Origin of the sequence: Nocardia sp. NPDC056564, from assembly GCF_042793755.1 — a bacterium.
In the GTDB taxonomy this organism is placed as follows: domain Bacteria; phylum Actinomycetota; class Actinomycetes; order Mycobacteriales; family Mycobacteriaceae; genus Nocardia.
In genome coordinates, this window is sequence record NZ_JBHTUR010000002.1 from 741,089 (window position 1) to 766,391 (window position 25,303).

At 68.5% G+C, this 25,303-nt stretch carries 24 protein-coding genes; 12 read left to right on the plus strand and 12 right to left on the minus strand.

Features of this window, described 5'->3' with window-relative positions; translation table 11 throughout:
• The first annotated feature begins 160 nt into the window (after window positions 1-160).
• Genes eat through eutC form a run of 3 tightly spaced genes read left to right on the plus strand, consistent with a single transcriptional unit; the run spans window position 161 to window position 3,905 of the window.
• The gene (gene eat, locus ACFQ9K_RS07570; protein WP_378715009.1) at window positions 161-1,582 is read left to right on the plus strand and encodes an ethanolamine permease; all 1,422 of its coding nucleotides are present in this window, start codon (window positions 161-163) and stop codon (window positions 1,580-1,582) included.
• Entirely contained in the window at window positions 1,579-2,988 is a 1,410-nt protein-coding gene (locus ACFQ9K_RS07575; RefSeq protein ID WP_378715007.1) for an ethanolamine ammonia-lyase subunit EutB, read from the plus strand. The genes eat and ACFQ9K_RS07575 overlap by 4 nt, the downstream gene beginning before the upstream one ends.
• A gap of 38 nt (window positions 2,989-3,026) precedes the next feature.
• Window positions 3,027-3,905, plus strand: a complete 879-nt coding sequence (gene eutC, locus ACFQ9K_RS07580) for an ethanolamine ammonia-lyase subunit EutC (RefSeq protein ID WP_378715088.1) — start codon at window positions 3,027-3,029, stop codon at window positions 3,903-3,905.
• A 5-nt stretch (window positions 3,906-3,910) separates the two neighbouring features.
• On the opposite strand, the gene ACFQ9K_RS07585 is transcribed toward eutC, so the two are convergent.
• The 5 genes from ACFQ9K_RS07585 to ppgK all read right to left on the minus strand — a co-directional run bounded on the left by ACFQ9K_RS07585 (window position 3,911) and on the right by ppgK (window position 8,379).
• A complete protein-coding gene (locus ACFQ9K_RS07585; RefSeq protein ID WP_378715005.1) occupies window positions 3,911-4,348 on the minus strand; it encodes a hypothetical protein in 438 nt (145 codons plus the stop codon).
• A gap of 41 nt (window positions 4,349-4,389) precedes the next feature.
• Entirely contained in the window at window positions 4,390-5,220 is an 831-nt protein-coding gene (locus tag ACFQ9K_RS07590) for a hypothetical protein (RefSeq protein WP_378715004.1), read from the minus strand.
• 314 nt (window positions 5,221-5,534) lie between these two features.
• Window positions 5,535-5,762 carry a hypothetical protein gene (locus ACFQ9K_RS07595; protein WP_378715002.1) on the minus strand — a complete coding sequence of 76 codons (228 nt, stop codon included), beginning with the start codon at window positions 5,760-5,762 and terminating at the stop codon, window positions 5,535-5,537.
• 208 nt (window positions 5,763-5,970) lie between these two features.
• A complete protein-coding gene (locus ACFQ9K_RS07600; RefSeq protein ID WP_378715001.1) occupies window positions 5,971-7,335 on the minus strand; it encodes an RNA polymerase sigma factor in 1,365 nt (454 codons plus the stop codon).
• Window positions 7,336-7,620: 285 nt separating this feature from the next.
• Window positions 7,621-8,379, minus strand: coding sequence for a polyphosphate--glucose phosphotransferase (gene ppgK, locus ACFQ9K_RS07605; RefSeq protein ID WP_378714999.1), 759 nt, complete (start codon window positions 8,377-8,379; stop codon window positions 7,621-7,623).
• Between the two features lie 170 nt (window positions 8,380-8,549).
• On the opposite strand from ppgK, the gene ACFQ9K_RS07610 reads away from it, so the two are divergent.
• Window positions 8,550-9,473, plus strand: a complete 924-nt coding sequence (locus tag ACFQ9K_RS07610) for an inositol monophosphatase family protein (RefSeq protein WP_378714997.1) — start codon at window positions 8,550-8,552, stop codon at window positions 9,471-9,473.
• Between the two features lie 76 nt (window positions 9,474-9,549).
• On the opposite strand, the gene cei is transcribed toward ACFQ9K_RS07610, so the two are convergent.
• The gene (gene cei, locus ACFQ9K_RS07615) at window positions 9,550-10,227 is read right to left on the minus strand and encodes an envelope integrity protein Cei (RefSeq protein ID WP_378714995.1); all 678 of its coding nucleotides are present in this window, start codon (window positions 10,225-10,227) and stop codon (window positions 9,550-9,552) included.
• A 408-nt stretch (window positions 10,228-10,635) separates the two neighbouring features.
• On the opposite strand from cei, the gene ACFQ9K_RS07620 reads away from it, so the two are divergent.
• Window positions 10,636-10,938 carry a DUF4193 domain-containing protein gene (locus ACFQ9K_RS07620; RefSeq protein ID WP_107658115.1) on the plus strand — a complete coding sequence of 101 codons (303 nt, stop codon included), beginning with the start codon at window positions 10,636-10,638 and terminating at the stop codon, window positions 10,936-10,938.
• A 15-nt stretch (window positions 10,939-10,953) separates the two neighbouring features.
• On the opposite strand, the gene ACFQ9K_RS07625 is transcribed toward ACFQ9K_RS07620, so the two are convergent.
• On the minus strand, window positions 10,954-11,439 hold the full coding sequence (locus ACFQ9K_RS07625; RefSeq protein WP_378715086.1) for a DUF3093 domain-containing protein: 486 nt from the start codon (window positions 11,437-11,439) through the stop codon (window positions 10,954-10,956).
• Window positions 11,440-11,646: 207 nt separating this feature from the next.
• Here ACFQ9K_RS07625 and dut point away from each other — a divergent pair, with 207 nt between their 5' ends.
• Window positions 11,647-12,084: a dUTP diphosphatase gene (gene dut / locus ACFQ9K_RS07630; protein ID WP_378715085.1), complete on the plus strand. Its 438-nt coding sequence runs from the start codon at window positions 11,647-11,649 to the stop codon at window positions 12,082-12,084.
• 5 nt (window positions 12,085-12,089) lie between these two features.
• The gene (locus tag ACFQ9K_RS07635; protein ID WP_378715083.1) at window positions 12,090-12,911 is read left to right on the plus strand and encodes a DUF3710 domain-containing protein; all 822 of its coding nucleotides are present in this window, start codon (window positions 12,090-12,092) and stop codon (window positions 12,909-12,911) included.
• Here ACFQ9K_RS07635 and ACFQ9K_RS07640 read toward each other — a convergent pair whose 3' ends face one another.
• Complete coding sequence (locus ACFQ9K_RS07640) at window positions 12,912-13,619, minus strand: alpha/beta fold hydrolase (protein WP_378982912.1); 708 nt, start codon at window positions 13,617-13,619, stop codon at window positions 12,912-12,914.
• 128 nt (window positions 13,620-13,747) lie between these two features.
• On the opposite strand from ACFQ9K_RS07640, the gene ACFQ9K_RS07645 reads away from it, so the two are divergent.
• The 3 genes from ACFQ9K_RS07645 (at window position 13,748) to ACFQ9K_RS07655 (ending at window position 15,628) form a co-directional block, all read left to right on the plus strand.
• Complete coding sequence (locus ACFQ9K_RS07645; protein WP_040736821.1) at window positions 13,748-14,125, plus strand: OB-fold nucleic acid binding domain-containing protein; 378 nt, start codon at window positions 13,748-13,750, stop codon at window positions 14,123-14,125.
• Between the two features lie 3 nt (window positions 14,126-14,128).
• Complete coding sequence (locus tag ACFQ9K_RS07650) at window positions 14,129-14,839, plus strand: DUF3159 domain-containing protein (RefSeq protein ID WP_378714992.1); 711 nt, start codon at window positions 14,129-14,131, stop codon at window positions 14,837-14,839.
• A 165-nt stretch (window positions 14,840-15,004) separates the two neighbouring features.
• Window positions 15,005-15,628, plus strand: coding sequence for a sigma-70 family RNA polymerase sigma factor (locus ACFQ9K_RS07655; protein ID WP_378714991.1), 624 nt, complete (start codon window positions 15,005-15,007; stop codon window positions 15,626-15,628).
• Window positions 15,629-15,661: 33 nt separating this feature from the next.
• Here ACFQ9K_RS07655 and ACFQ9K_RS07660 read toward each other — a convergent pair whose 3' ends face one another.
• Both ACFQ9K_RS07660 and ACFQ9K_RS07665 read right to left on the minus strand, forming a co-directional pair.
• On the minus strand, window positions 15,662-16,333 hold the full coding sequence (locus ACFQ9K_RS07660) for a TrkA family potassium uptake protein (RefSeq protein WP_150405938.1): 672 nt from the start codon (window positions 16,331-16,333) through the stop codon (window positions 15,662-15,664).
• Between the two features lie 2 nt (window positions 16,334-16,335).
• Window positions 16,336-17,001, minus strand: a complete 666-nt coding sequence (locus ACFQ9K_RS07665) for a TrkA family potassium uptake protein (RefSeq protein ID WP_357379009.1) — start codon at window positions 16,999-17,001, stop codon at window positions 16,336-16,338.
• 160 nt (window positions 17,002-17,161) lie between these two features.
• On the opposite strand from ACFQ9K_RS07665, the gene ACFQ9K_RS07670 reads away from it, so the two are divergent.
• Together ACFQ9K_RS07670 and ACFQ9K_RS07675 are read left to right on the plus strand one after the other, a co-directional pair.
• Entirely contained in the window at window positions 17,162-19,150 is a 1,989-nt protein-coding gene (locus tag ACFQ9K_RS07670) for an APC family permease (protein WP_378714989.1), read from the plus strand.
• 699 nt (window positions 19,151-19,849) lie between these two features.
• Window positions 19,850-21,943 (plus strand): TRAM domain-containing protein, encoded by a 2,094-nt coding sequence (locus ACFQ9K_RS07675; RefSeq protein WP_378982916.1) that lies wholly within the window; start codon window positions 19,850-19,852, stop codon window positions 21,941-21,943.
• A 2,032-nt stretch (window positions 21,944-23,975) separates the two neighbouring features.
• Here ACFQ9K_RS07675 and ACFQ9K_RS07680 read toward each other — a convergent pair.
• Window positions 23,976-24,779, minus strand: coding sequence for an enoyl-CoA hydratase (locus tag ACFQ9K_RS07680; RefSeq protein ID WP_378714985.1), 804 nt, complete (start codon window positions 24,777-24,779; stop codon window positions 23,976-23,978).
• A gap of 66 nt (window positions 24,780-24,845) precedes the next feature.
• A complete protein-coding gene (locus tag ACFQ9K_RS07685; protein ID WP_378982919.1) occupies window positions 24,846-25,160 on the minus strand; it encodes a hypothetical protein in 315 nt (104 codons plus the stop codon).
• Window positions 25,161-25,303 lie beyond the last annotated feature (143 nt).

Sequence of the window (25,303 nt, forward strand, 5' to 3'; positions counted from 1 at the left end):
CCCGCTCCGGCTGAGAGTCAACCCGCGACCCGCCTGTGTGTGCGCTGTGTCACCGGCGGCGACACCGCGTCCGTAACGTCGTTTCACACCCGGGCAACAAACACTCCCAAGAATTGGTCCACCGACCAAACGGTATGTGGACGAGGAGTGCGTAGCGCCTATGACGATCGAGGATGTGCAGGTGACCGGCGCCGCCGGGACGGACTATCTGGCCAAGCGGACGTTGCGCTCCGGCTCGGCGGGCTGGGTGCTGCTGGCCGGGCTCGGCGTCAGCTACGTGATCTCCGGTGACTACGCGGGCTGGAACAGCGGCCTCGCGCAGGGCGGCTTCGGCGGCCTGCTCATCGCGACCGTGCTGATCGCGGGCATGTACCTGGCGATGGTCCTGGGCATGGCGGAGTTGTCCGCGGCCCTGCCCGCGGCGGGCGGCGGTTACACCTTCGCCCGGCGCGCGCTCGGCCCGTGGGGCGGATTCGCCACGGGCACAGCGGTATTGCTCGAATACGCGATCGCGCCCGCGGCCATCGCGACGTTCATCGGCGGGTATGTCGAATCGCTGAACCTGTTCGGGATCACCGACGGCTGGTGGGTGTATCTGGCGGTGTACGCGGTGTTCATCGGGGTGCATCTGACCGGGGCGGGAGAAGCGCTCAAGGCGATGTTCGTGATCACCGCGATCGCCCTGGTCGGGCTGCTGGTGTTCGCGGTGTCCGCGTGGGGCCGGTTCGAGACGGGCAACCTGACCGATATCCCGGCCGACCCGAATGCCGTTGGCAGCTCGTCGTTCCTGCCGTTCGGCGTGTTCGGCATCTGGGCCGCGGTGCCGTTCGCCATCTGGTTCTTCCTGGCCGTCGAGGGCGTGCCGCTGGCCGCCGAGGAGGCGCGGGAACCGGAGAAGAACGTGCCGAGGGGGATCATCAGCGCGATGCTCGTGCTGATCGTCACCGGTGCGGCCGTGCTCTTTCTCGCCACCGGAGCGCTTGGTGCGCAAGCCATTTCGACCTCGGGCAACCCGCTGGTCGAGGCGCTCGGCGACGGCGGGGCAGCGAAACCGGTCAACTACATCGGCCTGGCCGGGCTGGTCGCCAGCTTCTTCTCCATCGTGTACGCCTACTCGCGGCAGACCTTCGCGCTCTCGCGGGCCGGCTACCTGCCGACGAGCCTGTCGGTGACCAACGCGCGCAAGGCGCCGGTGCTCGCGCTGATCGTGCCCGGCGTGCTCGGCTTCGCGCTGTCGCTGACCGGCAAGGGCGCGATGCTGTTGAACATGGCGGTATTCGGCGCGGCGCTCAGTTACGTGCTGATGATGGTGAGCCACATCGTGCTCCGGGTCCGCGAGCCGAACATGCCGCGCCCGTACCGCACGCCGGGTGGCATCGCGACCACCGCGTTCGCGCTCGTGCTCGCCTGTGCCGCAGTGCTGGCCACGTTCCTGGTCGATCCGGTGGCGGCGACCTGGACGCTCGTCGCGTTCTGCGCCTGCATGGCCTACTTCGGGCTGTACAGCAGGCATCGGCTGGTGGCGAACTCGCCGGACGAGGAGTTCGCGATGCTGGCCGAGGCCGAGGAGGAGCTGGAATGACCTGCTACACACAGCAACTCGGTGGAACCACCTATCAGTTCGACGGGCTGGTCGAACTGCTCGCCAAGGCGACCCCGCTGCGCAGCGGCGACGAACTGGCGGGCTGCGCGGCGAGCTCGGACGCCGAGCGCGCGGCCGCTCAGTGGGCGCTGGCGGAGGTGCCGCTGACCCGGTTCCTGAACGAGCCGGTGGTGCCGTACGAGACCGACGAGGTCACCCGGCTGATCATCGATACCCACGATCGGGTTGCGTTCCAGCCGATTTCGCACCTGACCGTCGGCGGGCTGCGGGACTGGCTGCTCGCCGTCGCGGCCGGCCCCGGCGCCGCGGCCGTCCTGCGCGCGGTATCGCCAGGGCTCACCCCGGAGATGGTGGCCGCGGTTAGCAAGATCATGCGCAATCAGGATCTGATCGCGGTCGCCAGGGCCGCGGTGGTCACCGCGGGCTTCCGCACCACCGTCGGCCTGCCCGGCACGCTGGCCACCCGGTTGCAGCCGAACCATCCCACCGACGACCCGCGCGGCATCGCCGCAGCCACCCTCGACGGGCTGCTGCTCGGCTGCGGCGACGCGGTGATCGGGATCAACCCGGCGACCGATTCGCCGCAGGCCACCGCGGACCTGCTGAGCCTGCTGGACGAGGTGCGGGTGCGCTTCGACATTCCCACCCAATCGTGTGTGCTCTCGCACGTGACCACGACCATCGGCCTGATCGAGGCGGGCGCACCGGTCGATCTGGTGTTCCAGTCGGTCGCGGGCACCGAGGGCGCGAATGCCGGTTTCGGCGTGCACATCTCGCTGCTGCGCGAGGGCAACGAGGCGGGCCGGTCGCTGCGCCGCGGCACCGTCGGCGACAACGTGATGTACCTGGAAACGGGGCAGGGTTCGGCCCTGTCGGCGGGCGCGCATTTCGGCACCGGCGGCAAGCCGGTGGACCAGCAGACCCTGGAGGCGCGCGCCTACGCGGTCGCGCGTGACCTGGACCCGCTGCTGGTCAACACGGTCGTCGGCTTCATCGGGCCGGAATACCTCTACGACGGCAAGCAGATCATCCGCGCCGGGCTGGAAGACCACTTCTGCGGCAAACTGCTCGGGCTGCCGATGGGTGTGGACGTGTGCTACACCAATCACGCCGAGGCCGACCAGGACGACATGGACACCTTGCTGACGCTGTTGGGTGCGGCGGGATGCGCGTTCGTCATCGCGGTCCCCGGCGCCGACGACGTGATGCTCGGCTATCAGAGCCTGAGCTTTCACGACGCGTTGTACGCGCGGCGCGTCCTGAACCTGCGTCCCGCACCGGAATTCGAGTCCTGGCTGTCCGGCCTCGGCATGATCGACGCGGCGGGCCGGGTGCTGCCGGTGGAGCCGCTCGCCTCGCCGCTACGAGCATTGGCGGGCGCCTGATGAAACGGAGCAGGACCAGGTTGGAAGTCGTTGCGGCGCTGGATGAAACGGGCGCCGAGCCGGAGGGGGTCCGGACGAACCGAGCCGAAAGCGCTGCGGCACAGCAGTTCTGGCAGGATCTACGGCGTAGCACCCAATCGAGGATCGGCTTGGGCCGCACCGGCGACGCACTGCCCACCCGGCGGGTACTGGAATTCCGGGCGGCGCACTCGGCGGCGCGCGACGCCGTGCACCTTCCGCTGGACGTGCCCGCGCTGGGGGAGCGGGTCGCGGCCCTCGGCCTCGGTGCTCCCGTGCACGTGCGCAGCCGGGCCGCCGACCGCGCCGAGTATCTCCGCCGCCCCGACCTCGGCCGCCTGCCCGCCGAATCTTCCGGGCCCACACCCCGATCCGACCTGTCCCAGGTGCCGCACAGCGCCGCCGAGATCGGATTCGTCCTGGCCGACGGCCTGTCACCGCGCGCCCTCACCGACCACGGCCCCGCGACACTGGCCGCCCTGATCGAGGAACTCGCACCCCGCTACGCACTCGCCGCCCCGGTGATCGCCACCCAGGCCCGGGTCGCCCTCGGTGACCACATCGCCGCGGCGATGGGTGTGGCAACGGTCGTGGTGCTGATCGGCGAACGCCCCGGCCTGTCGGTGGCCGACAGTCTCGGCATCTACCTGACCCATCTGGCCCATCCAGGTCGTACGGACGCCGACCGGAACTGCGTCTCCAACATTCACCCGCCGGAGGGCCTCGGCTATCGGCAGGCGGCGAAGGTGGTCGCGGGCTTGGCCGCCGGCGCACGCGTCCTCGGCCGCTCGGGGGTCGACCTCAAGGACACCTCACGCGCAGGCGCGCTCGATACCGGCGAGATCGTCTCGATCGAGCACGCGGGTGGGCGCCTGCCGGAAGACGCGCACCCACGGTGAATCGGTCATAGTTGCCCCGCGCCGCGCACCACGCGCCTGGTCTGGGCGAACAGCATGCCGACGTTCACCGTCTTGCGGCAGACGACGACGATCACGACATCGCCGCGGCCTCCGGTCCTGATGAACAGATGGGTCAGATTGTCGCTGTTCACCAGGATCTCCTGGAAATAGTGGCGGTCGGTGCGCAGACCACGACGTTCCTTCCAGATGTCCTCGATCATCACGACGTTGCGGCCCTGGAACAGGTCCAGCGTCGCGGCGGAGAGTAGATCGAGGACCTCGGCCGGATGGGTGTCGAGCGTCTCGACCGCCAGCAGCATGCCCGTGGACAGGTCGATCGCCCCGGAGGCGACACACTCCGGGACCTCGTCGCGCAGGGTCTTCACCAGCGCACCGATTCGATCCGTCAGGGTTCCTGGAGCCGTACCCTCAGTGATACTCATTGCATCCCTTCTGATTTCCGCCTGCGGCGGAGTGGTGACATTCACGGCGCATCGGGGGCGGGCCGGGTGGTTTCCACCGGCGAACGACTCGGGACAGCCTGCGGCGGACGGGGGCGGAGCGCGTCGTTGATGCCGCTGGCGCCGCGCCGGCGGCGGGGCAGCGGCCACGGGCCCGTGCCGTCGCGGGGCAGCGTGCGGTCTGTCCTGCGGTCGTGGTCGGGCGGCGGAACCAGCAGCAGATTCTCGGCGAGCAGCCGGGAGACCTCCACGGTGACCGCGTACAGGCTGCGGTACAGCAGGAAGGCGATATCGCGGCAGGTGCGTTGCCCGTCCACCTGCCGGAGGATCTCCTGTCGCGGCGACGTCGCCGCGGTGGCCGCCTTGGTTCGGCCGAGTTCGCTGAGCAGCAAGCGGTTTCGGTGGGGCGACACCCTGGCCTGGGTCAGCGCCCGCAGCCGCCATTCGGTCTCGGCGAGCAGCCAGCCCGGCTCGACCCCGGCGACTCCGGCGAGTCCGGCGTGGGCGTCGGTCGATATCTCCGCCCAGAAGCAGCTGTCGAGCCATCCGGCAGCGATCGCGAAAGCGCCGTCGACCGCCGCCAGCATGGTCACCGCGCGGAGTTCGGCGTCACCGGTCGGCCCGCGTCCTGGTCGGGCCAGCAGCTCGAAAACACCTGGCGCCCCGGCGGAGTGGACCGCGACGATCTGCCCGCGCTCTACCCGGATGTCGCCACCGGGGTCACCCGCCACGCGCAGGATGCCGGTGCGCGCCTCGGCTGCCGCGTCCATCAGCTCGAGGACCAGGCGCTGGGTGGGTTTGCGGACGAGCAGGGGCATCCGCCGGTCGGGGGTACTGGGGTCGTTCGAAGTCACGAGCCACCTGATATCGGTATGTCTTGTGCCGGGAATGAACCGAAAAGAGGCGCGACATAACCGTTGTGGTGCCAGGGCGGAAAGCGGGGCCGCTATCCGGCGTCGGCGACGGTCACGGCGCCTTCGACCTGGTCGGCGAGAGCGCGATCGTCAGATCGAGGACCGGAGGGGCGATAGTCGAAACATGACCGCAGCACGACGCATGGGAACCATCCTGACAGCCCAGCGTTTTTAGAGCAATGTATTCCGGTAAATCGGTGCGGTCGGTTTGCTCGGTGATGGCCGAGCGGCCGCTATCCGGCGCACCGGGTCGGTCACGCTCCGTGGCTACGCGAGGCTTTCATCGCGGCGTCGGCGCGTGCGGCAGCGCTCTTCGCGCGTGCGGCGGCCTGCTTGACCAGTTTCTCTTCGGAATCGGTGACCTCGACCTGAGTGATCGTGGGGGTCGGCGCGGGCGCGGCCTGGGCCCGAACGACAAAACCGACCACGGCCAGCACGGCAAAGATCGCGATGGCGATGAACAGGGAACGCAGAACACGCACTTTGTCCTCCAGGAATGATCAGGGTGGAGCCGGACCAAGCGAGAGAAACGAGACGGTGTAGCACCGCCACCATAGCGGTCGCCACGGCGGCTACCTGGCCGGACCCCACCGAAGCCGACCCCGCGCGCGTGTCGGGAAACGACAAGGCCCGCATCCGCCGGTCCGCTGAAAACATCAGCGGCGCAACGAATGCGGGCCTCGAAACGACCTAATCCAGGTAGTCGCGCAGGACCTGGGAGCGGCTGGGGTGGCGCAGCTTGCTCATGGTCTTGGACTCGATCTGCCGGATGCGCTCGCGGGTGACCCCGTACACCTGGCCGATCTCGTCGAGCGTGCGCGGCTGGCCGTCGGTGAGGCCGAAGCGCAGCCGGACCACGCCCGCCTCGCGCTCGGACAGCGTCTCCAGCACCGACTGCAGTTGATCCTGCAGCAGGGTGAAGCTCACCGCGTCCACGGCGACCACGGCTTCGGAGTCCTCGATGAAGTCACCGAGCTGGCTGTCGCCCTCGTCGCCGATGGTCTGGTCCAGCGAGATGGGCTCACGCGCGTACTGCTGGATCTCCAGCACCTTCTCCGGCGTGATGTCCATTTCCTTGGCGAGCTCCTCCGGGGTGGGCTCGCGGCCCAGGTCCTGGAGCAGTTCGCGCTGGATGCGACCGAGCTTGTTGATGACCTCGACCATGTGCACCGGGATACGGATGGTGCGGGCCTGGTCGGCCATGGCGCGGGTGATCGCCTGCCGGATCCACCAGGTGGCGTACGTGGAGAACTTGTAGCCCTTGGTGTAGTCGAACTTCTCCACGGCGCGGATCAGACCCAGGTTGCCCTCCTGGATCAGATCGAGGAACGCCATGCCGCGGCCGGTGTAGCGCTTGGCCAGCGAGACCACCAGGCGGAGGTTGGCTTCCAGCAGATGGTTCTTGGCGCGGTTGCCGTCGCGGACGATCCAGGTGTAGTCGCGGCGCATCGCGACCGGCAGCTTCTCGCCCTGCTCGGTGAACTCGCGCACCTTCTCCGCCGCGTAGAGGCCGGCCTCGATCCGCTTGGCGAGCTCGACCTCCTCCTCGGCGTTGAGCAGCGCGACCTTGCCGATCTGCTTGAGGTAGGCACGCACCGAGTCGGCCGACGCGGTGAGCTCCGCGTCCTTGCGCGCCTGCCGGAGCGCCTCGGATTCCTCTTCGTCCCAGACGAAGTCGCCGGAGGCCTTGTCGGCGGCGGACGGCTCGACCTCCTCCTCGGCGGCTTCGGCGACCTCTTCGACGACCAGGTCCTCGGCGTCCTCGGTCAGGTCGTCCTCGGAGACCTCGAGATCACCGAGATCGGCGACGTCGAGCGAGTCGTCGTCGCCCGCGTCATCGGGGCCGGGCTCGCCGTCGGCTCCCACCTTCTTGGTGGCTGCCTTCTTGGCGGGCGCCTTGGCGCCGGCCTTCTTCGCAGGCGCCTTCTTGGCAGCGGCCTTCTTCGCCGGAGCCTTCTTCGCGGCAGCCGCCTTACGGACCGGCCGTGCTTCGGTTACATCTGCGGAATCGGCCTCGGCCGAATCGGCGGTCTGACGGGTATTCGTGGCTACCACGTACGCCCTTTCGTGACGGTCTCGTGCGGCGTCACGCCAGAGTGGTCTTCCGGCGGAGCGGTCTGTCGGGTTTCACCGGCGGAAGGCCGGTCGGGTTTCACCGGCTCAACACCGGGCACGTTCCATTGTAACGATCTAACCAGGGTACCTATGGCCACCATGCATGAGGCGGCGCTTCGCAAGCTCAGCTTGTGCCGCATGATCGGACCGGTGAAGCGTTGATTGGCTGTATCCACCCACGTTATACCGTCTGACGGCGGCACGTCGGAGGGTTGCCGGACATGTTCACGGCGCGATGCCCGCGTCGATCGCCATGGCCGCGCCGACGATGCCCGCCGTGTTGCGCAGATGCGCCGGGATCACCTGGGTTCGGTTGGTGAGCAACGGGATCCACTGGTCGGCGTCGCGGCTGATGCCGCCGCCGGCGACGAACACCTTCGGCCAGAACAGATTCTCCAGTCCGATCAGCACCGTGCTCACCTCGGCGGCCCACTGCTCGAAGCTCAGGCCGTCGCGGTCCTTGATCGAGGCCGCCGCGCGATGCTCGGTCTCCATGCCGCCGACCTCGAGGTGGCCGAGCTCGCTGTTGGGCACCAGGGTGCCGTGGTACAGCAGGGCCGAGCCGATGCCGGTGCCGAAGGTCAGCAACAGCACCAGGCCGGCGAAATCCTTTGCCGCGCCGTAGCGATCCTCGGCCAGGCCCGCCGCGTCCGCGTCGTTGAGCACGGTCACCTCGCGCCCGTCGAGGGTGTCCGAGAACAGCTTCCTGGCATCCGTGCCAACCCAGGCCTTGTCGATATTGGCCGCGGTGCGCGCGACCCCGTCCAGGATGACCGACGGCAGGGTGATGCCGACCGGGCCGTCCCAATCGGCTTGCGCGACCAGCTTTGCCACCGCGTCGGCGACCGCCTGCGGGGTGGACGGCTGCGGTGTCGCGATCTTGATTCGTTCGTGGACCAGCTCACCGGTCGCCAGATCCACCGCGCCACCCTTGACGCCGCTGCCGCCGATATCGATGCCGAATGCGTGCCCCCGAGCGGACATGACTGAGCCCTCGTTCCTGTGCTGGCCGGTGTGGAGCACAACACCGATGCACAAGGCTGCACCCCGGCCGTGAGCGGCGCTGCGGTGGTGTGCCCGACGACGGCGTTGTGTCGTGCACGACAAGAGTAATGCGCGATCGATGCTGCGCGTTCCCGAGGATCTGTGATGCGATGGGGAGCGTGCCGGAAACCTCATCGCCCGTGTCCGACTACACCTCCGAGATCATCGTCGCCCGCGGCGACGAGGCTGAACTGCGCAGAGTCGCCGTCGACCTCGCCGAAACCGCTGCGGCGCACGTCCGTGCCCGCCGTCCCGAGGTCTTCGGTCAGGCCAGTGGGCCGGCCGAGGGCGCGGTGCAGGCCAAGGCCCACCCGACCGACCCGGTGACCATCGTGGACACCGAGACCGAGGAGCTGATCCGCGGCCTGCTCGCCGAGCAGCGCCCCGGCGACCCGATCCTCGGCGAGGAGGGCGGCGGCAGCCTCGCCGACTCCGCCGCCGACGTCGTGCACTGGGTAGTAGACCCAATCGACGGCACGGTGAATTTCCTGTATGGGATCCCCGGCTACGCGGTCTCGGTGGCCGCGCTGCGCGGCGGCCGCCCGGTGGCAGGCGCGGTGGTGGACGTCGCCCGGCGGGCCACCTACAGCGCCGGGCTCGGGCTCGGCGCGATCCGGGTGGACGCCGAGGGCGCGGTGGAGCACCTGCGCTGCACGCCTGCCGAAACCGTCGCGATGTCGTTGGTGGCCACCGGTTTTGCCTATGGCAAGCACCGGCGGACCAGGCAGGCGCAGCTGATCGCGGAGATCCTGCCGCAGGTGCGGGACATTCGTCGCTTCGGCGCGGCCGCGCTCGACCTGTGCCACGTCGCGGCGGGCCGGGTGGACGCCTACTTCGAGCACGGCCTCAACGCGTGGGACTGGGGCGCGGGCGCGTTGATCGCGGCCGAGGCGGGCGCTCTGCTCACGCTGCCGCCCGCCACCGCGCCGGGGGAGGCCGGCGATCTGGTGATCGCCGCGGCCCCCGGCATCGCGGAGGAGCTGTTCGCGCTGCTGGATCGAGTCGGTGCGACGGAGCCCATCCCGGACCGCTAGCCGGTGCGCTGGACGCGAAAAAGCCCGATCGGTGCGACCGGCGCCGATCGGGCTTTTCGCTTCGCGCTGACCGGCGCTAACAGCGAGCTTGCCTGGCGGCCTCCAGCAGCTTGATATCGATCGAGGTGCTGTTGCCGGGCGCCGGGTTCTTCAGCGACCGCAGCACCTCCTCGGCGTCGTTGCTCGGGCGGATGTCGCGGAACAGCGAGCCGAGCACCAGGTCGACCGTCTCGTCGGCCCGCTGATCCTCGATCAGCTCGGCGCACGGGACCACCAGCTGCACGGACGCGGCGGCCGGGCGGCCGTTCACGCCGAACCGGATCTGCCCGGTGCACTCCAGATCGCCGTTGACGTATACCGAATCGTTGCCGTATTGCGTTCCCGGCGCGCTGGCAAACCCGAGGTCACCGAACTGCGCCGCGACGTGCGCGGCCTGGCCGCGCTGGTTGTTCGCGTTGAGCACGCGCACCCGGCTGGCCGCCAGCGGCGCCGGTTCCACATCCTGGAGCCGGCTCGCGCCGACCCGCTGCCCGAGTGTTGCCGCTGGTTGAGCGCCCGGCTCGGTGGCCGGGCTCGGCGAGTTGCAGGCCATCGCACTGGAGTCGTGCTCGGTCGTCGTCAGCGCCTTGACCCACACAATCGTGCAGATCAGCGTGACGATGCCGAGCATGATCAGCCAGGGCTGCGGGCGCCGTCGGAGGAAGGGCCTGCCCTGGGAATCCACGGGGCGGCCTTCGGTGATCAGTGAAACCACCAGCACACTCTACGAAAAGATGGCGGTACCCGGCGACGGCAGGCCGTCTCGACGGGCGCTCAGGTCGCGGAAGGTCTCGGGGAGTTCGACGGACGGTGTCGATTACCCGTCAGTTTCGAATCGTCTGTGTTTTGATTGCGACTTTTGTGCTGGGGTCCGCTATTGTCTGGCGGCCCAGATCGAATCGCCGGTGGCGAAATTGGTGGTCGGTCGCGGGAACAAGTAGGGCATGTCCTGCGTTTACCGAGCGCTATCCGGAGTGGATCAGCCCGATCCGACCTGATGGGTGAGCGGTGTACGTGTGACGTGCACCACCGGCGGGGCGGTGCGAGTCACGGCGATTCCAGCAGGAATCGGTGTGAGCAATCCGGTCCGGGATATATGTAGTAAGGACGAGGGGAAGACGACATGGCAACCGACTATGACGCACCGAGGCGCACCGAAACCGACGATGTGTCGGAAGATTCGCTGGAGGAGCTGAAGGCTCGTCGTAACGAGGCACAGTCCGCCGTCGTGGATATCGACGAATCCGATACCGCGGAGTCGTTCGAGCTTCCCGGCGCGGACCTGTCCGAGGAAGTGCTGAGCGTTCGGGTGATCCCGAAGCAGGCCGACGAGTTCACCTGTTCCAGCTGCTTCCTCGTGCACCATCGCAGCAGACTGGCCAGCGAGAAGGGCGGTCAGCTCATCTGCATGGACTGCGCGGCTTGAGTTAGCTCGAGGTGATCAGCCCGCGCTGGGCAGCCCCAGCGCGGCTAGGACCCGTTCCGGTCGACGCGTACTGACCAACCAGTACGGCGTCGGGTCGTCCGGGTCGTCGAGCACGAGGAGCACCATCGGCCCGATCCATGGCCGGTGCTGCACATAGGCGGCGGGGTCGAGCTGACGACCCAGCGCCGCACTCTTCGCCGTGCGGGCAACGACGGCCGCACGGGCGACGAAATTCACCGGCAGGTGGGCGCGGTCGGCGCGGAGTTCGGGCGTGCCCGACGAGTCCGGCGTGACCTCGACGCGGTGGCGGCTCAGCCACAGCAGCACCCACACCGGTACCGGGAACAGCAGCACATACGGCAGCCAGGCGCGCAATCCCGGTGCGCCCATATGGATTTCGGCCGCCAACAGCCCGGTGATGGCGAACGCCACCGGCCACCACCACAGCGGCACCCACAGGCGCTCGCGGTACGACGGCAGGCTCTGCTGGTTCTCGTCCATCTTCACGGGGTTGGGCTGGTCCGACACGACTCAACACTAATTCACGACACCGACTGGTCAACGCGTAGGCTCGACCAACGTGAGGGAGCGAAGCGAGCGAACCATGGATACAGCACCTGCGGTTACGGCGGAGCCGAGCGCCAGCGAGGCGGAGTCGTGACCGCCCTTTTACCGATACCACTGCTGCGGCTGGATCCCGGCATCCCCATGCCCGCGCGCGCCCATCACGGCGACGCCGGCGTGGATCTGTGCACCACCGAAGACGTCATCCTGGAACCAGGGGAGCGGGTGCTGGTCGGCACCGGTGTCGCCGTGGCGCTACCGGTCGGCACGGTCGGGCTCATCCATCCGCGCTCGGGCCTGGCGGCCAAAACCGGGCTGTCCGTGGTGAACACCCCCGGCACGGTCGACGCCGGCTATCGCGGCGAGATCAAGGTGTGCCTGATCAATCACGACCCGCGCACGCCGATCGAGCTGCGCCGCGGTGACCGGATCGCGCAGCTGCTGGTGCAACGGGTGGAACTGGTCGACTTCGTCGAGGTCGACACCCTCGACGAGACCGCGCGCGGTGCGGGCGGTTACGGGTCGAGCGGCGGTCACGCGAGCCTGGCCGAGGCCGGCCGGGCTGCCGCCAAGGAGGCGTGATGGGAATTTTCGGTAGGAAGCGGTCCGTCGAGGACGACCGGTATCCGGACGACGACTACGACGAGGTCGACGAGTACGACGAAGACGACTACGACACCGACGAGCACCCGATCGTCGCGGGCGACTACCGCGACGCCGGTGCGGGCAAGTCGGGTCCGTACGACTTCGCCGACGTATCCGAGCTGCTCGAGCAGGTCACCGATCAGCGGCTCGATCTCGGTTCGGTGATTCTGCCGGTGCCGCAGGGCGGTCAGCTGCAGGTCGAGATGACCCCCGACGGCACGCCGCAGGCGGTGCACCTGGCCACCGAGCATGGCAGGCTCACCGTCGCCGCCTACGCGGCGCCGAAGTCGGCCGGTCAATGGCGCACGGTGGCCGCGGATCTCGCCGATTCGCTGCGCAACGACGGCGCGCGGGTCGCGGTGGAAACCGGTCCGTGGGGTCGCGAGCTGCTGGCCATCACCGAGGGCGCGGATCTGCGCTTCATCGGGGTCGACGGACCGCGCTGGATGGTGCGGCTGGTCGCGGCGGGCCCGTCGGGTGCGTCGAACGACGGCAGCCCGCTGGTCGCGGCGGCCCGGGCGATCCTGCGCGAGACCGTGATTCGGCGGGGCGACGATCCGTTGCCCGTGCGGGAGCCACTACCCGTGGTGTTACCGCAGGAGCTGGCCGAACAGCTGGCCGCGGCGCACCAGGCGCAGGCCGAGGCACAGCAACAGCAGGCGGCCGCGCAGGCGGCGGCCCCGCAGGCCGTGCCGCCGCGGATGCCGGAGGGGCCGCGGCGCGGCGCCGACGGTTCCGCCATGCAGCAGCTGGGCTTGAACTAGCTAACCGAGCGCGGCGAATCCCGTGCGTCCGAGGATGGCCGGATCCGCGCCGAGTTCGGCGAGGGTGATCCGGCGGATCGCGGACCGCGGGATCAGCGCGGCCCATTCCTCGGCGATGGCGAACGGGTGCACCGGATCGTCGACCGCCGTCACCACGGCCACCGGCACGTCCAGGGTGCCGAGCAGTTCGGTCCCCGGCCACTTGTAGTGCGCCGCTTCCTCCAGTGCCGCAGGCAGATTCGGCCACTGCGACCGCCACGACCGGGTGAGCGCGTCGGCCAGCCAGCGCGGGCTGCCTGCCCGCATCCGCTCGAGCACCGCGTCCAACCCGTCGGCCCGCAACTGCGCCGCGGTCACCGACGCGCTCAACGCGGCGGGGCACGCGGTGGTGTCCGGCCCGGTCCACGCGGGCAGCGCCGCGATCACGCCGAGCGCCGATTCCGGGCGCTCGGCCGCCCACTCGATCGCGACCGCCGCGCCCAGCGAGATTCCCGCCACAACAATCGGTCCCGCCGCGGCGGCCGTGTCGAGCGCGGCCCGATAACTCGCGACCACCCCCTGCGGGTCCGGCTGTACCGCCAGCACGTCGAGCCGGCGCGCTCGGCACGCCGGTTCGAACGCGCGACGAGCGAAATCCGCATCGGATCCGGTTCCAGGCAGCGCCACCACGACGTGGGCGGCCGACACGGAGTGTGGGGAGTCGAACACCGGTCCGAGCGTAGCGGGGGTGTGCTGGTGCATCTACAGTGGCGGGTGTACGTCCACCGCCGGTCGTGCTGAGAATCCACGATGGTGTGCGATCCACACTGTCTGCTCTATGCAGGAGAGCGTGCGAAATGTCATCCGCTGCCTCAGGGTATTTTCGACGTCTGGGCCGCAGACTGACCGAGGATCTCGACCAGTTGGACGCCGAGGAGCTTGCCGAGAAATCGGAGGCTTCCGGAGCGTGCCGTGCGTCGGAGTGTCGCCGCGGCGACGAGGCCACGATGCTCGGTAAGCTGCGCAGTGTCGAAGCGTGTTCGAAGTCCGCTGGCGCTACTGTGCAAGCGGAATTCTTCGACGGAACCGATGCCATCACCCTGGTATGGATCGGCCGTCGGCGCATCCCCGGTATCGAACCGGGACGGCGTATCTTGGTTCGCGGCCGCGTCGGAGATCGAGACGGCCGCAAGGTGATCTACAACCCCTACTACGAACTGCGCGGGAACAGCTGACGTATGCCATCGAGCAACGACAACGCCCCCACGGGCGAACAGACCCCCTCGACCGAACAGCTCGAGCCCAGCGAGGCTCTCGACCCTGAAGAGGTAGCGGCCGAGCAGACGTTGCTCGAGCAGTTGGGCGGTTTCAGCGGCCTGATCTATTCGACCGTTCCGGTTGTCGTCTTCGTCCCCGTGAACAGCTTCGCCGGGCTCACCGCGGCGATCTGGGCCGCGCTCGGCGTGGCCGCGCTCATCCTGGTCTGGCGGCTCATCCGGCGCAGCCCCATCCAGCCGGCCATCTCCGGTTTCCTCGGCGTCGGCATCTGCGCGTTCATCGCCTACCGGATGGGCGAGGCCAAGGGCTTCTTCCTGTTCGGCATCTACACCAGCCTGGTCTACGCGGGCGTGTTCCTGGTCTCGATGCTGGTGCGCTGGCCCCTGGTCGGCGTCATCTGGGGCGTGCTGAACGGGCACGGCACCGACTGGCGCAGTGACCGGCGCGTGCAGCGCCTGTACTACCTCGCGACCTCCACCTGGGTGCTCGTCTTCGGCGCTCGCTACCTGGTGCAGTCCCAGCTCTACGACACCGACCGCACCGGCTGGCTCGCGTTCACCCGGATCGCCATGGGCTGGCCGCTCACCGCGGTCGCGCTGGCCGTCACCGTGTGGGCCGTGCGGCGCGCGGGACACCTGCCCACCAAGACCGCGGTGGCCGAGCCCGCGTAGGGCGTTAACCCCGCGGGTCCCGGCCGCGAAAACCCTCGGGGTGGGGTAACTCCCACCGCGGAGGTGGGGGGTTACCCACCCTGGGGTGCCTGGAGGGAAGCCCGAGTTCATCAGACGATCGTTGCGTACGGAAAACAGCGCACGATCGTAGGAAAGGACTCGGACGTGGCTACCGAGCACAACACCGCAGCACTGTCGAAGCACCACAATCCGGCCCTGTCGGAGAGCCGCCGGGTGGCGGCCGAACTGGACACGTTGATCGGCCCCGCGGCCGCGGGCGACCGCAACGCCATCACCGAGATCGTCCGCATCGTGCATCCACTGGTCCGCCGGTATTGCGGTGCGCGCCTTGGCAATACGGCGCACCTGCAGGTCACCGCGGACGACGTGGTGCAGGAGATCCTGATCGCCACGGTCAACGCCATCCCGCGCTACCGCGACCAGGGCAAGTCGTTCCTCGCCTTCGTCTACGGCATCGCCGCGAACAAGGTGGCCGACGCGTTCCGCCGCTCCCAGCAGCACCCCGCCTACCCGATGGCCGAGATGCCGGACACCGCGTCCACCGAGGCAGGCCCGGAGGAGTGGGCGCTGGCGCACGAACGCCGCGCGGCCACCAAGGAACTCATGAAGATCCTCGCCCCCGCCCATCGCGAGGTGCTGGTCATGCGCATCGTGCTCGGCTGGTCGGCGGCGCAGACCGCCGAGGCGATCGGCACCAGCCCCGGCGTGGTCCGGGTGATGCAGCATCGCGCGCTGAACAAGCTGCGCGCGGAACTGAAGGTCGCCTAGGTCCGACCGTCGCGCATCAGCCCTGTCGGGGAGTCAAGGCTTGATGCCATGGTTGGCCAGTTCGACCCGGAGGTCCTCTTCGGCCTCCACCGAGGTCACGAACAGCAACTCGTCGTCGCCCTCGAACGGATCATCCGGTTGCGGCACGATCACCCGGCCGCCGCGCAGAATCGTCACCAGGGCGGCGTCGCGCGGCAGGGTGAGGGTGCGTACCGGCTTCCCGGCCAGCCCGGTGTCGCCGGGCAGGGTGATCTCGACCAGATTGGCCTGACCCTGCCGCAGCGTCATCAGACGCACCAGATCGCCGACCGTGACCGCCTCCTCGACGAGCGAGGCGAGCAGGCGCGGGGTGGACACCGCGACGTCCACACCCCAGGACGAGTCGAACAGCCACTCGTTACGCGGATCGTTCACCCGCGCCACGACTCGCCGCACGCCGAACTCGGTCTTGGCGAGCAGGCTGTGCACCAGATTGGCTTTGTCGTCGCCGGTGGCCGCGATGACCACCTCGTAGGTTTCCAGTCCGGCGTCCTCGAGCAGCGCGAGCTCGCAGGCGTCGGCGTGCACCCAGACCGCGTCCGGGATCGCCTCCGGCTCGATGTGATCGAGCTGCCGTTCCAGCAGCATGACGTTGTGTCCACCGCGCAGCAACTCCCTGGCGATGGATCGGCCGACGGCGCCGGCCCCGGCGATGGCCACTTTCATGTTCAGTCCTCGCTCACGGGGGGCTTGCCTGCCAACGCGATGGCCTCACCCACGGAACCGGAGGTGGCGGCGACATAGACGACGTCGTCGGCTTGCACGATGGTCTTGCTGTCCGGCAGCAGGCCCTGGCCGAAGCGGATGATGAACGCGACCCGCACGCTCACCTCGCGCTCCAGATCGCGCACGGTCCGGCCATACCAGTCCTCGTGCAGCGTCAGCTGCGTCACAGCAACCGTGCCGGTGGGGTCGCGCCAGGTGGTGGTGCTGTTGTCCCCGATCAGCGCGCGCAGGAACCGGTCGGTGGTCCAGGGCACCGTGGCGATGGTCGGGATGCCGAGCCGCTCGTAGACCGCGGCGCGTTTGGCGTCGTAGATGCGCGCGACCACGCGTTCGACGCCGAACATCTCCCTGGCCACCCGCGCGGAGATGATGTTGGAGTTGTCCCCGGAGGACACCGCGGCGAACGCGTCGGCCCGCTCGATTCCGGCGCGTACCAGCACATCTCGGTCGAAGCCGACGCCGGTCACCCGCTCGCCGGTGAAGTCCTGGCCCAGGCGCAGGAAGGCGGCCGGATCCCGGTCGATCACGGTGACCTCGTGGCCGACCCGGACCAGGGCACGAGCCAGCGCCGAGCCGACGCGCCCACAACCCATGATCACTACGTACACCCGTGCACCCTCGTTCCTGGAACCAAGCGTTCGGTCTGCTAATTGTCCGATCGAACGGTACCTGCCGAACCATTCCATCGGCCACGTTCCCCCTCCGCCCAGTGGCCAAACCTGCGAGCCACGCGCGCGACCACCCTCGCGTACGCCTATGCTCGCTCCAGTGTCCAAGTTGACGACGGCAGCGAAACGAATGCTGCTGGGCAGGCCTTTCCGTAGTGATTCGCTTGGCCATACCCTGCTGCCGAAGCGCATCGCCCTTCCGGTGTTCGCCTCCGACGCGATGTCCTCGGTCGCGTACGCGCCGGAAGAAATCTTCCTGGTGTTGTCCGCGGCCGGAATCTCCGCCTATGTCTATGCCCCCTGGGTCGGATTAGCCGTCGCGCTGGTCATGGCGGTGGTCGTAGCAAGCTATCGGCAAAACGTGCACGCCTACCCGTCCGGCGGCGGCGACTACGAGGTCGCGACGACCAACCTCGGGCCCAACGCCGGGTTGACCGTCGGCAGCGCGCTGCTCGTCGACTACGTGCTCACGGTGGCCGTCTCGATCTCCTCGGCCGCGTCCAACATCGGTTCGGCGATTCCGTTCGTGGCCACGCACAAGGTGCTGTTCGCCGTCGTGGCCATCGCGATTCTGACCGCGATCAATCTGCGCGGCATCCGCGAGTCGGGCACCACGTTCGCCATCCCGACCTACGCCTTCATCGTCGGCATGTTCGTCATGCTCGGCTGGGGGCTGTTCCGCATCTTCATCCTCGGCGACGATCTACAGGCCGAGTCGGCGGGTTTCGGTTTGAAGGCGGAGGACGAGCACCTGTACGGGCTCGCCTTCGCCTTCTTGATCGCGCGCTCGTTCTCCTCCGGTTGCGCCGCGCTCACCGGTGTCGAGGCGATCAGCAACGGCGTGCCCGCGTTCCGGAAGCCGAAGTCGCGCAACGCCGCCACCACGCTGCTGATGCTCGGCACCATCGCCATTGTGCTGCTGATGGGCATCATCATCCTGGCCCAGAAGATCGGCGTCGTGTACGCGCACAACGACGACGACCTGATCGGCGCGCCGCCCGGCTACCACCAGAAGACGCTGATCGCGCAGCTCGCCGAGACGGTCTTCCACGGCTTCCCGATCGGGTTCTTCTTCATCACCACGGTGACCGCGCTGATCCTCGTGCTCGCCGCGAACACCGCGTTCAACGGGTTCCCGGTGCTCGGTTCGATCCTGGCGCAGGACCGGTACCTGCCCCGGCAGCTGCACACCCGCGGCGACCGGCTGGCGTTCAGCAACGGCATCCTGTTCCTGTCCGGTGCGGCGATCGCGTTCGTCGTGCTGTTCGGCGCCGAGGTGACCAAGCTGATCCAGCTCTACATCGTCGGCGTGTTCGTCTCCTTCGTGCTCAGTCAGACCGGCATGCTGCGGCACTGGACCCGGTTGCTGCGCACCGAGACCGATCCGGCGCAGCGGTCGCGGATGAAGCGGTCCAGGGTGATCAACGCGGTCGGTCTCAGCGCCACCGGCACCGTGCTGATCATCGTGCTCATCACCAAGTTCTTCGCCGGCGCCTACATCGCCATCTGCACCATGGTGGCGATCTTCGTCGTGATGAAAATGATTCGCCGGCACTACGATTCGGTCTCGCGCGAGCTGGAGGAGCAGGAGTGGGACGGCGTGCTGCCCAGCCGCTCGCACTCCATCGTGCTGGTCTCCAAGCTGCACCTGCCCACCCGCCGCGCCCTCGCCTACGCCCGCGCCACCCGCCCGGACACCCTGGAGGCGATCACCGTCAACGTCGACGAGGCCGACACCAGGGCGCTGGTGCGCGAGTGGGAGAAGAGCGATGTCACCGTGCCGCTCAAGGTGATCGAATCGCCCTACCGCGAAATCACCAAGCCCGTCCTGGATTACGTGAACCGAGTGCGCAAGGACTCACCGCGCGACGTGGTCACCGTGTTCATTCCCGAATACGTGGTCGGACACTGGTGGGAACAGGTGCTGCACAACCAGAGCGCGCTGCGGCTCAAGGGACGACTGCTCTTCGAGCCCGGCGTGATGGTGACCAGCGTTCCGTGGCAGTTGAGTTCGTCCACCCGTGCCCGCACCCCCGGCATGGTCAATGCGCCCGGTGCGGTGCGCCGCGGTTACGACGACCGCTCATGAGGACCCAGACGATGTTCCGGCAGGTTCCGGACGATCCCGGTGCGTTCCCGGCGATTCGTCTTCGGCTGCAACGCCTTCCGTTGACCCCGGACAAGCTGGGCGTGTATGCCCGGCCTGCCGCAGCGGGCACGCCGGGTGTGCACCCTGATCATGTCCCAGCGGTCATCGCGCGCGAAGCACTGAAGACGACGAGGCGAACCACACCGCAACCCATTTCGCGCGGGTCCCAGCCGAGCGTCGGCGAGGTATGCCCATGACCGATTGGCGTGGTACGAGTTTCGAGGCGCGGCTGGGCTTGCCCCGGCAGGGTGGGTTGTCCGAGGTGTGGGCCGTCTTCTGTTCGCGGGGTGCTGGCGGAGAGCGAACTGCTTTCCGTCCGGCGGGTGCTGGTGGGGTGTGGGGATGACTGTTCGGCGTGGTGTGGTGTTCGCGGTGAGTCCGGGTTTGCCCCGGCGTAGTGGATTGTGTGAGGCGCGGGCGGCCTTCTGCGCGTCGATAGCAGCGAGGGGCGGGCATGACCGATTGGCGTGATACGACTTTCGAGGTGTGCTTGGGCTTGCCCCGGCAGGGTGGGTTGTCCGAGGTGTGGGCCGTCTTCTGTTCGCGGGGTGCTGGTGCGGTGCGGACCGTGTTCCGTTCGTCGGGTGCTGGTGGGGCGCGGATCGCATTCCGTGAGTCGAGGGTCGGCGAGGTATGCGCATGACCGATTGGCGTGGTACGAGTTTCGAGGTGCGGCTGGGGCCGCCGGGGCACGGTGGGTTCTGCGTTGGCAGGCATGAGGGGCGTGTGGTTTTCGTCCGGCACGGGTTGCCGGGGGAGTTGGTTCGGGTGCGTGTCACCGAGGATCGTGGTGGGTCGTTCTGTCGCGCCGACGCGATCGAGATCCTCGAACCGTCGCCCGACCGCGTCCCCGCCACCTGTCCCGTCTCCGGTCCCGGCGGCGCGGGCTGCTGCGACTTCTCCTACGCCACCCCGAAAGCCCAACGTGCGCTGAAGGCTTCGGTGATCGCCGAACAGCTCCGGCGCCTGGCCGGCATCGATCGCGAGGTCGTCGTCGAACCGATCACCGGCGCCGGCGACACCACCACCGGTTGGCGCACCCGCATCCGCCTAGCCGTCGACGCGGAAGGTCGCGCGGGCGTCCACGGCTACCGCAGCACCGACGTCATCACCGATCTCCGCTGCCCCCAACCGGTTCCGGGCGCCCTCGACGGCATCGCGGACCGATTGTGGACCCCCGGAGCCGATCTGGTGATCGCCGTCGACGGCGACGGCGTCCGCCACATCATCGAACTGGCCCCGTCGCCCGACCGCGACCGCCGCGGCGACCGCGAATGGCTACGCGCCGAACCCACCGACCGCCGCGGCCGCAACCATCGCGCCCGTGACCGCCGCGGCCGCACCGACCGCGACGACGACCACGGCCGCAGGACTCGCGCCGAAGGCCCGGGCACCCGTGCCGGAGACGATCGCACCGGCACCGGCCGCGCCAGCGATCCGCGCGGCGGCACCGAGCGCGACAACCGCCGCCGCCCGAGCGGCAAACCTGGCACCGATCACGATGGTGGCCGCGCCGACCGCCGTCGCCCCGGCACCGGTCACGGTGGCTCCCGGGACGACGAGAACGGCCGCAGGACTCGTGCTGAAGGCCGGGGCACCCGTGGCGGAGACGATCGCACCGGCACCGGCGGCGCTGACGATCCGCGCAGTGGCACCGAGCGCGACAACCACCGCCGCCCGAGCGGCGAACGCGGCACCGACGACGCACCCGGCGTCACCGACCGCGCTCGCCGCCGCCCCGGGGAGATCGGCGGGGTCTCGCGTGCTGGCAGCGGCCGTGGCGGTACGGAACAGAATGGGCCGCGCGGCAGCGAAACTGAGCGCTCGTACGGCATGCACCTCGGTCAGTCCGGCGATGATCGCCGCGGGACTGCTCCGGGTGGTCGTGGTGGCGACGCTGGTCGGCGTAGCGCCGACGATCGTGACGGAGTGCGCGGGCGTGACAAGTGGCGCAGTGACGAGCACGCCGGAAGACCCGCCGGTGATGATCGTGACCGACCGCGTAGTGGCGACGAGTCGCGTGCAGGGGGCGAGCGCGCGGAGCCGCGGTACGACGCCAACGGTCGGCTAGAAGCACCGCAAGCGGGCGAGCGGCGCAATGCCTCGGCTCGGCGGGCAGCGACCCACGCCGCACGCGACGAATGGGTGATCGCTGGAACCGGCCGCGCGGTCGAGTATGTCGCGGGCCGCCGCTGGGAGGTCTCCGCAACCGGCTTCTGGCAGGCCCATCACGGTGCCGCACAGTGTTATTCGGACCTGATCGCCGAATGGTCCTGTCTACAACCCGGCGCTCTGGCCTGGGACTTGTACAGCGGTGCAGGTGTTTTCGCCGCCCGCCTCGCCGACCAGGTCGGCCAGACCGGCGCGATACTGGCCGTGGAGTCCGCCCGCCCCGCAGTAGCCGACGGCATCGCCGCCCTCCGCGACCTCCCGTGGCTCGACCTGCACGCCCAACGAGTAGAACGCTGGGTAGCCGAACGCGTAGGCGGCGCGGCCCCCGACACCATCGTCCTCGACCCCCCACGTGCCGGCGCAGGCAAAGAGGTAATAGCCGCGATCACCACCACCGGCCCCCTCCGCATAATCCACATCGGCTGCGACCCAGCCGCTTTCGCCCGAGACCTAGGCCTCTACCACTCCGCCGGCTACCACCTGACCGCCCTCCGCGCCTTCGACGCCTTCCCCGGCACACACCACGTCGAATGCATAGCCCTCCTGGAACCCACCCCCTAACCCCACCCCGGACCCTGGCAAACCCGAACCCAGGCAAGCCCGCGCCAATGCCCCGAACCCAAGCAATCCAGCGCCAATGCCCCGCTGGGCAAACCCCTTGCCGGCGAGCGGGACATGGCGGTGCCGAACCGCGAGTGAGCCCTCGGTGATGCCCCGCCCGGCGAACCATTGCTCGCTGAGCGGGACATGGTGAAGTCGCGGTGCGAGTTAGCCTAGGGCGGAGTCCCTTACGGCAACGTGTTGTTCGCCATCCGGGACATGGTCACGGCAAAGCATGAGTACAGTCGCCGTGATGCCCGTCCGGCGACGCGTCTTAGTTGCGGGACATGTTGGTGGCGAACCGCAGGTGGGCACACCGCGATGTCCCATTCGGCAACGACAAGGGCGATCGACGTCAGCCGAGCGCGCGTCGGCTGGTCAATCTGTTGGCAGAGCGTCGGCTTCGCCCCATTCGAGCGGCCCTCCCACCCCCGCGATCGTCCGCCGAGCGGGACGTAGCGGAGCCAAAACCCGAGCAAGCCCTCGCCGATGCCCCGTTCGGCAAAGCATTGTCGGTCGCGTGGGACGTGTTGGTGCCGAAGTGCGAGTAGGCCCTCGGTGATGTCCCGCTCGGCAACGATGGGGCGGCCGATGTCTGCTGACGTGTGTCGGCTGGTGAATCTGTTGGCAGAGTGTCTGCTTCGATCCATTCGAGCGGCACACCCGCGCACCCACCCGATCGTCCGCCGAGCAGGACGTAGCGGTGCCGAAATTTGAGCAAGCCCTCGCTGATGTTCCGTTCGGCAAAGCATTGTCGGTCGAGTGGGACGTGTTGGTGCCGAAGTGCGAGTAGAGCCTTGGTGATGTCCCGTTCGGCAACGATGGGGCGGCCGATGTCTGCTGACGTGTGTCGTTGGGTGAATCTGTTGGCAGAGTGTCGGCTTCGATCCCATCCAGCGGCCCGCCCGCCCCCATGATCGTCTGCTGAGCGGGATGTAGCGGTGCCGAGAACCCCGGCGGCTCGCTGATGTCCCGTTCGGCGGTTCGTTGTCCGTCGAGTGGGACGTGTTGGTGCCGAAGTGCGAGTAGGCCCTCGGTGATGTCCCGCTCGGCAACGGTGAGGGCGGCCGATGTCTGCTGAGCGTGTGTCGGCTGGTGAATCTGTTGGCAGGGTGTCGGGTTTCGATCCCATTCGACGGGCCCACCCGCCCACGTGATCGTCCGCTGAGCGGGACGTAGCGGTGCCGAGACCTGGGCATGCCCTCGCTGGTGTCCCGTTCGGCAACGCCTTGTCCGCCGAGTGGGACGTGTTGGTGCCGAAGTGCGGGTAGGGGTTTGGTGATGTCCCGTTCGGCGACGGTGAGGGCGGCCGATGTCTGCTGACGTGTCGGCGGGTGAATCTGTTGGCAGAGTGTCGGCTTCGCCTCATTCGAGCGGCCCTCCAACTCCGGCGGTGGTCCGCTGAGCGGGACGTAGCGGTGCCGAGACCCGAGCAAGCCCTCGCTGATGTCCCGTTCGGCAAAGCATTGTCGGTCGAGTGGGACGTGCTGGTGCCGAAGTGCGAGTAGGGGTTTGGTGATGTCCCGTTCGGCAACGGTGAGGGCGGCCGATGTCTGCTGACGTGTCGGCGGGTGAATCTGTTGGCGGGGTGTCGGGCTTCGCCTCATTCGAGCGGCCCTCCAACTCCGGTGGTGGTCCGCTGAGCGGGACGTAGCGGTGCCGAGACCTGGGCATGCCCTCGCTGGTGTCCTGTTTGGTAGCGCGTTGTCGGTCGAGTGGGGCGTGTTGGTGCCGAAGTGCGAGTAGGCCCTTGGTGATGTCCCGTTCGAGACGTGTTGTTGTCGAGGGGGCGGCGGTGTTGTGGAACTGCGAGTGGGTGTTCCGTGATGGGTGTCTGGTGGGTGGTCCAGGGTGGCAGCGTGGTGCGGTCGTCAGGTGGGCGGGTGTATGGGGGAGTGGCACGGCCTTTTATTTCCCGCGTACCGAATTGGATGTGATTCGGGGTGCGGGAAATCAAAGGGTTTGCGGCTGTTGTGGGTTGTGTGGGTGGGGGTCAGTCTTCGTAGGTTGGGGGGCGGCGGTCTCGGCGGGCGCGGATGGCTTCGTCGAAGTTTTCGGTGGTCAGGCGGACGTAGAGTTGGGCGGTTCCTTCGTGTTGCATGTGGGATTCGAAGGCGCCGGCTTCTATGCCGCTCCAGAGCATGCGTTTGGTGAGTTCGGTGCCGACGCGGCTGAAGCTGATGATGCGGTCGGCGATGTCGTAGCAGGTGTCGAGGAGTTTGGCGGCGGGGACGGTGCGGGATACGAGGCCGATGCGTTCGGCTTCGAGGGCGTCGACGTCGCGGCCGGAGAGCATGATCTCGAAGGCGCGGGAGGAGCCGATGGCGCGGGGGAGCAGGTAGCTGATGCCGAGTTCGGCGGAGGTGAGCCCGTTGTTGATGCCGGCCGCGCGAAAGTAGGCTTCCTCGGCCGCGATTCGCATATCGGTGACCATGCTGAGGCAGAAGCCGCCGCCGATCGCCGCGCCGTTGATCGCGCCGATCACCGGCTGATTCATCCGCCGCAGGGCGAGCATCACGTCGTTGAGCAGATCCATCGAACGGCGGGCGATGCTGGTGGTGGTGAGCCCCTCGACGTTCGGCACCTTGCCCGCGTTCTGCAGGTCGGCGCCGGAGCAGAAGCCCTGCCCCGCGCCGGTCAACACCACAACCCGAATGTCGTTGTCGGCGCTGACTTCTTCGAGCGCCTCGCGCAGCGGGATCATCACATCGAACGCCATGGCGTTCATGCGCTCGGGGCGATTGAGCGTGACCAGCGCGATATGCGGTCGCGGCGTGTCAACAAGCACGAACGACATACGAAACCCCTAACCGGCGGCAGCGTTGCCGCCGACCTCTCAATATAAATGCTGAACGGGCCACACTCACTGGATCGCGATTCGACCACTACGATCCCGATCGACGCCATCAGGAGCCCGATCATCGCCTGTGGGTCGATGTTTCGCGTCCAGCTTCCCCAAGGGCGTGCCGCCGACGCCGATCCTTGTCGGCAGTGCGACCCGCACCGCGGCATCCGCGGCTAGATCCGAATCAGCCCAGCTGAGCGGACATTCCATGCGGCGCACCGATTTCTTGACGATATAGCCGGGCGGGCGGCGTCGGTTGGGCCGCGCCCACCCTGACCCGATCGCGATTCCGCCGCTACGATCCCGATCGACGCCACTCTGGAACTCGGTCATCGCTTGCGGGGCGATCTTTCGCGTCCAACTTCTCCAAGGGCGTGCCGGCGACGCCGATCCTTGTCGGCAGTGCGACCCGCACCGCGGCATCCGCGGCTAGATCCGAATCAGCCCAGCTGAGCGGACATTCCATGCGGCGCACC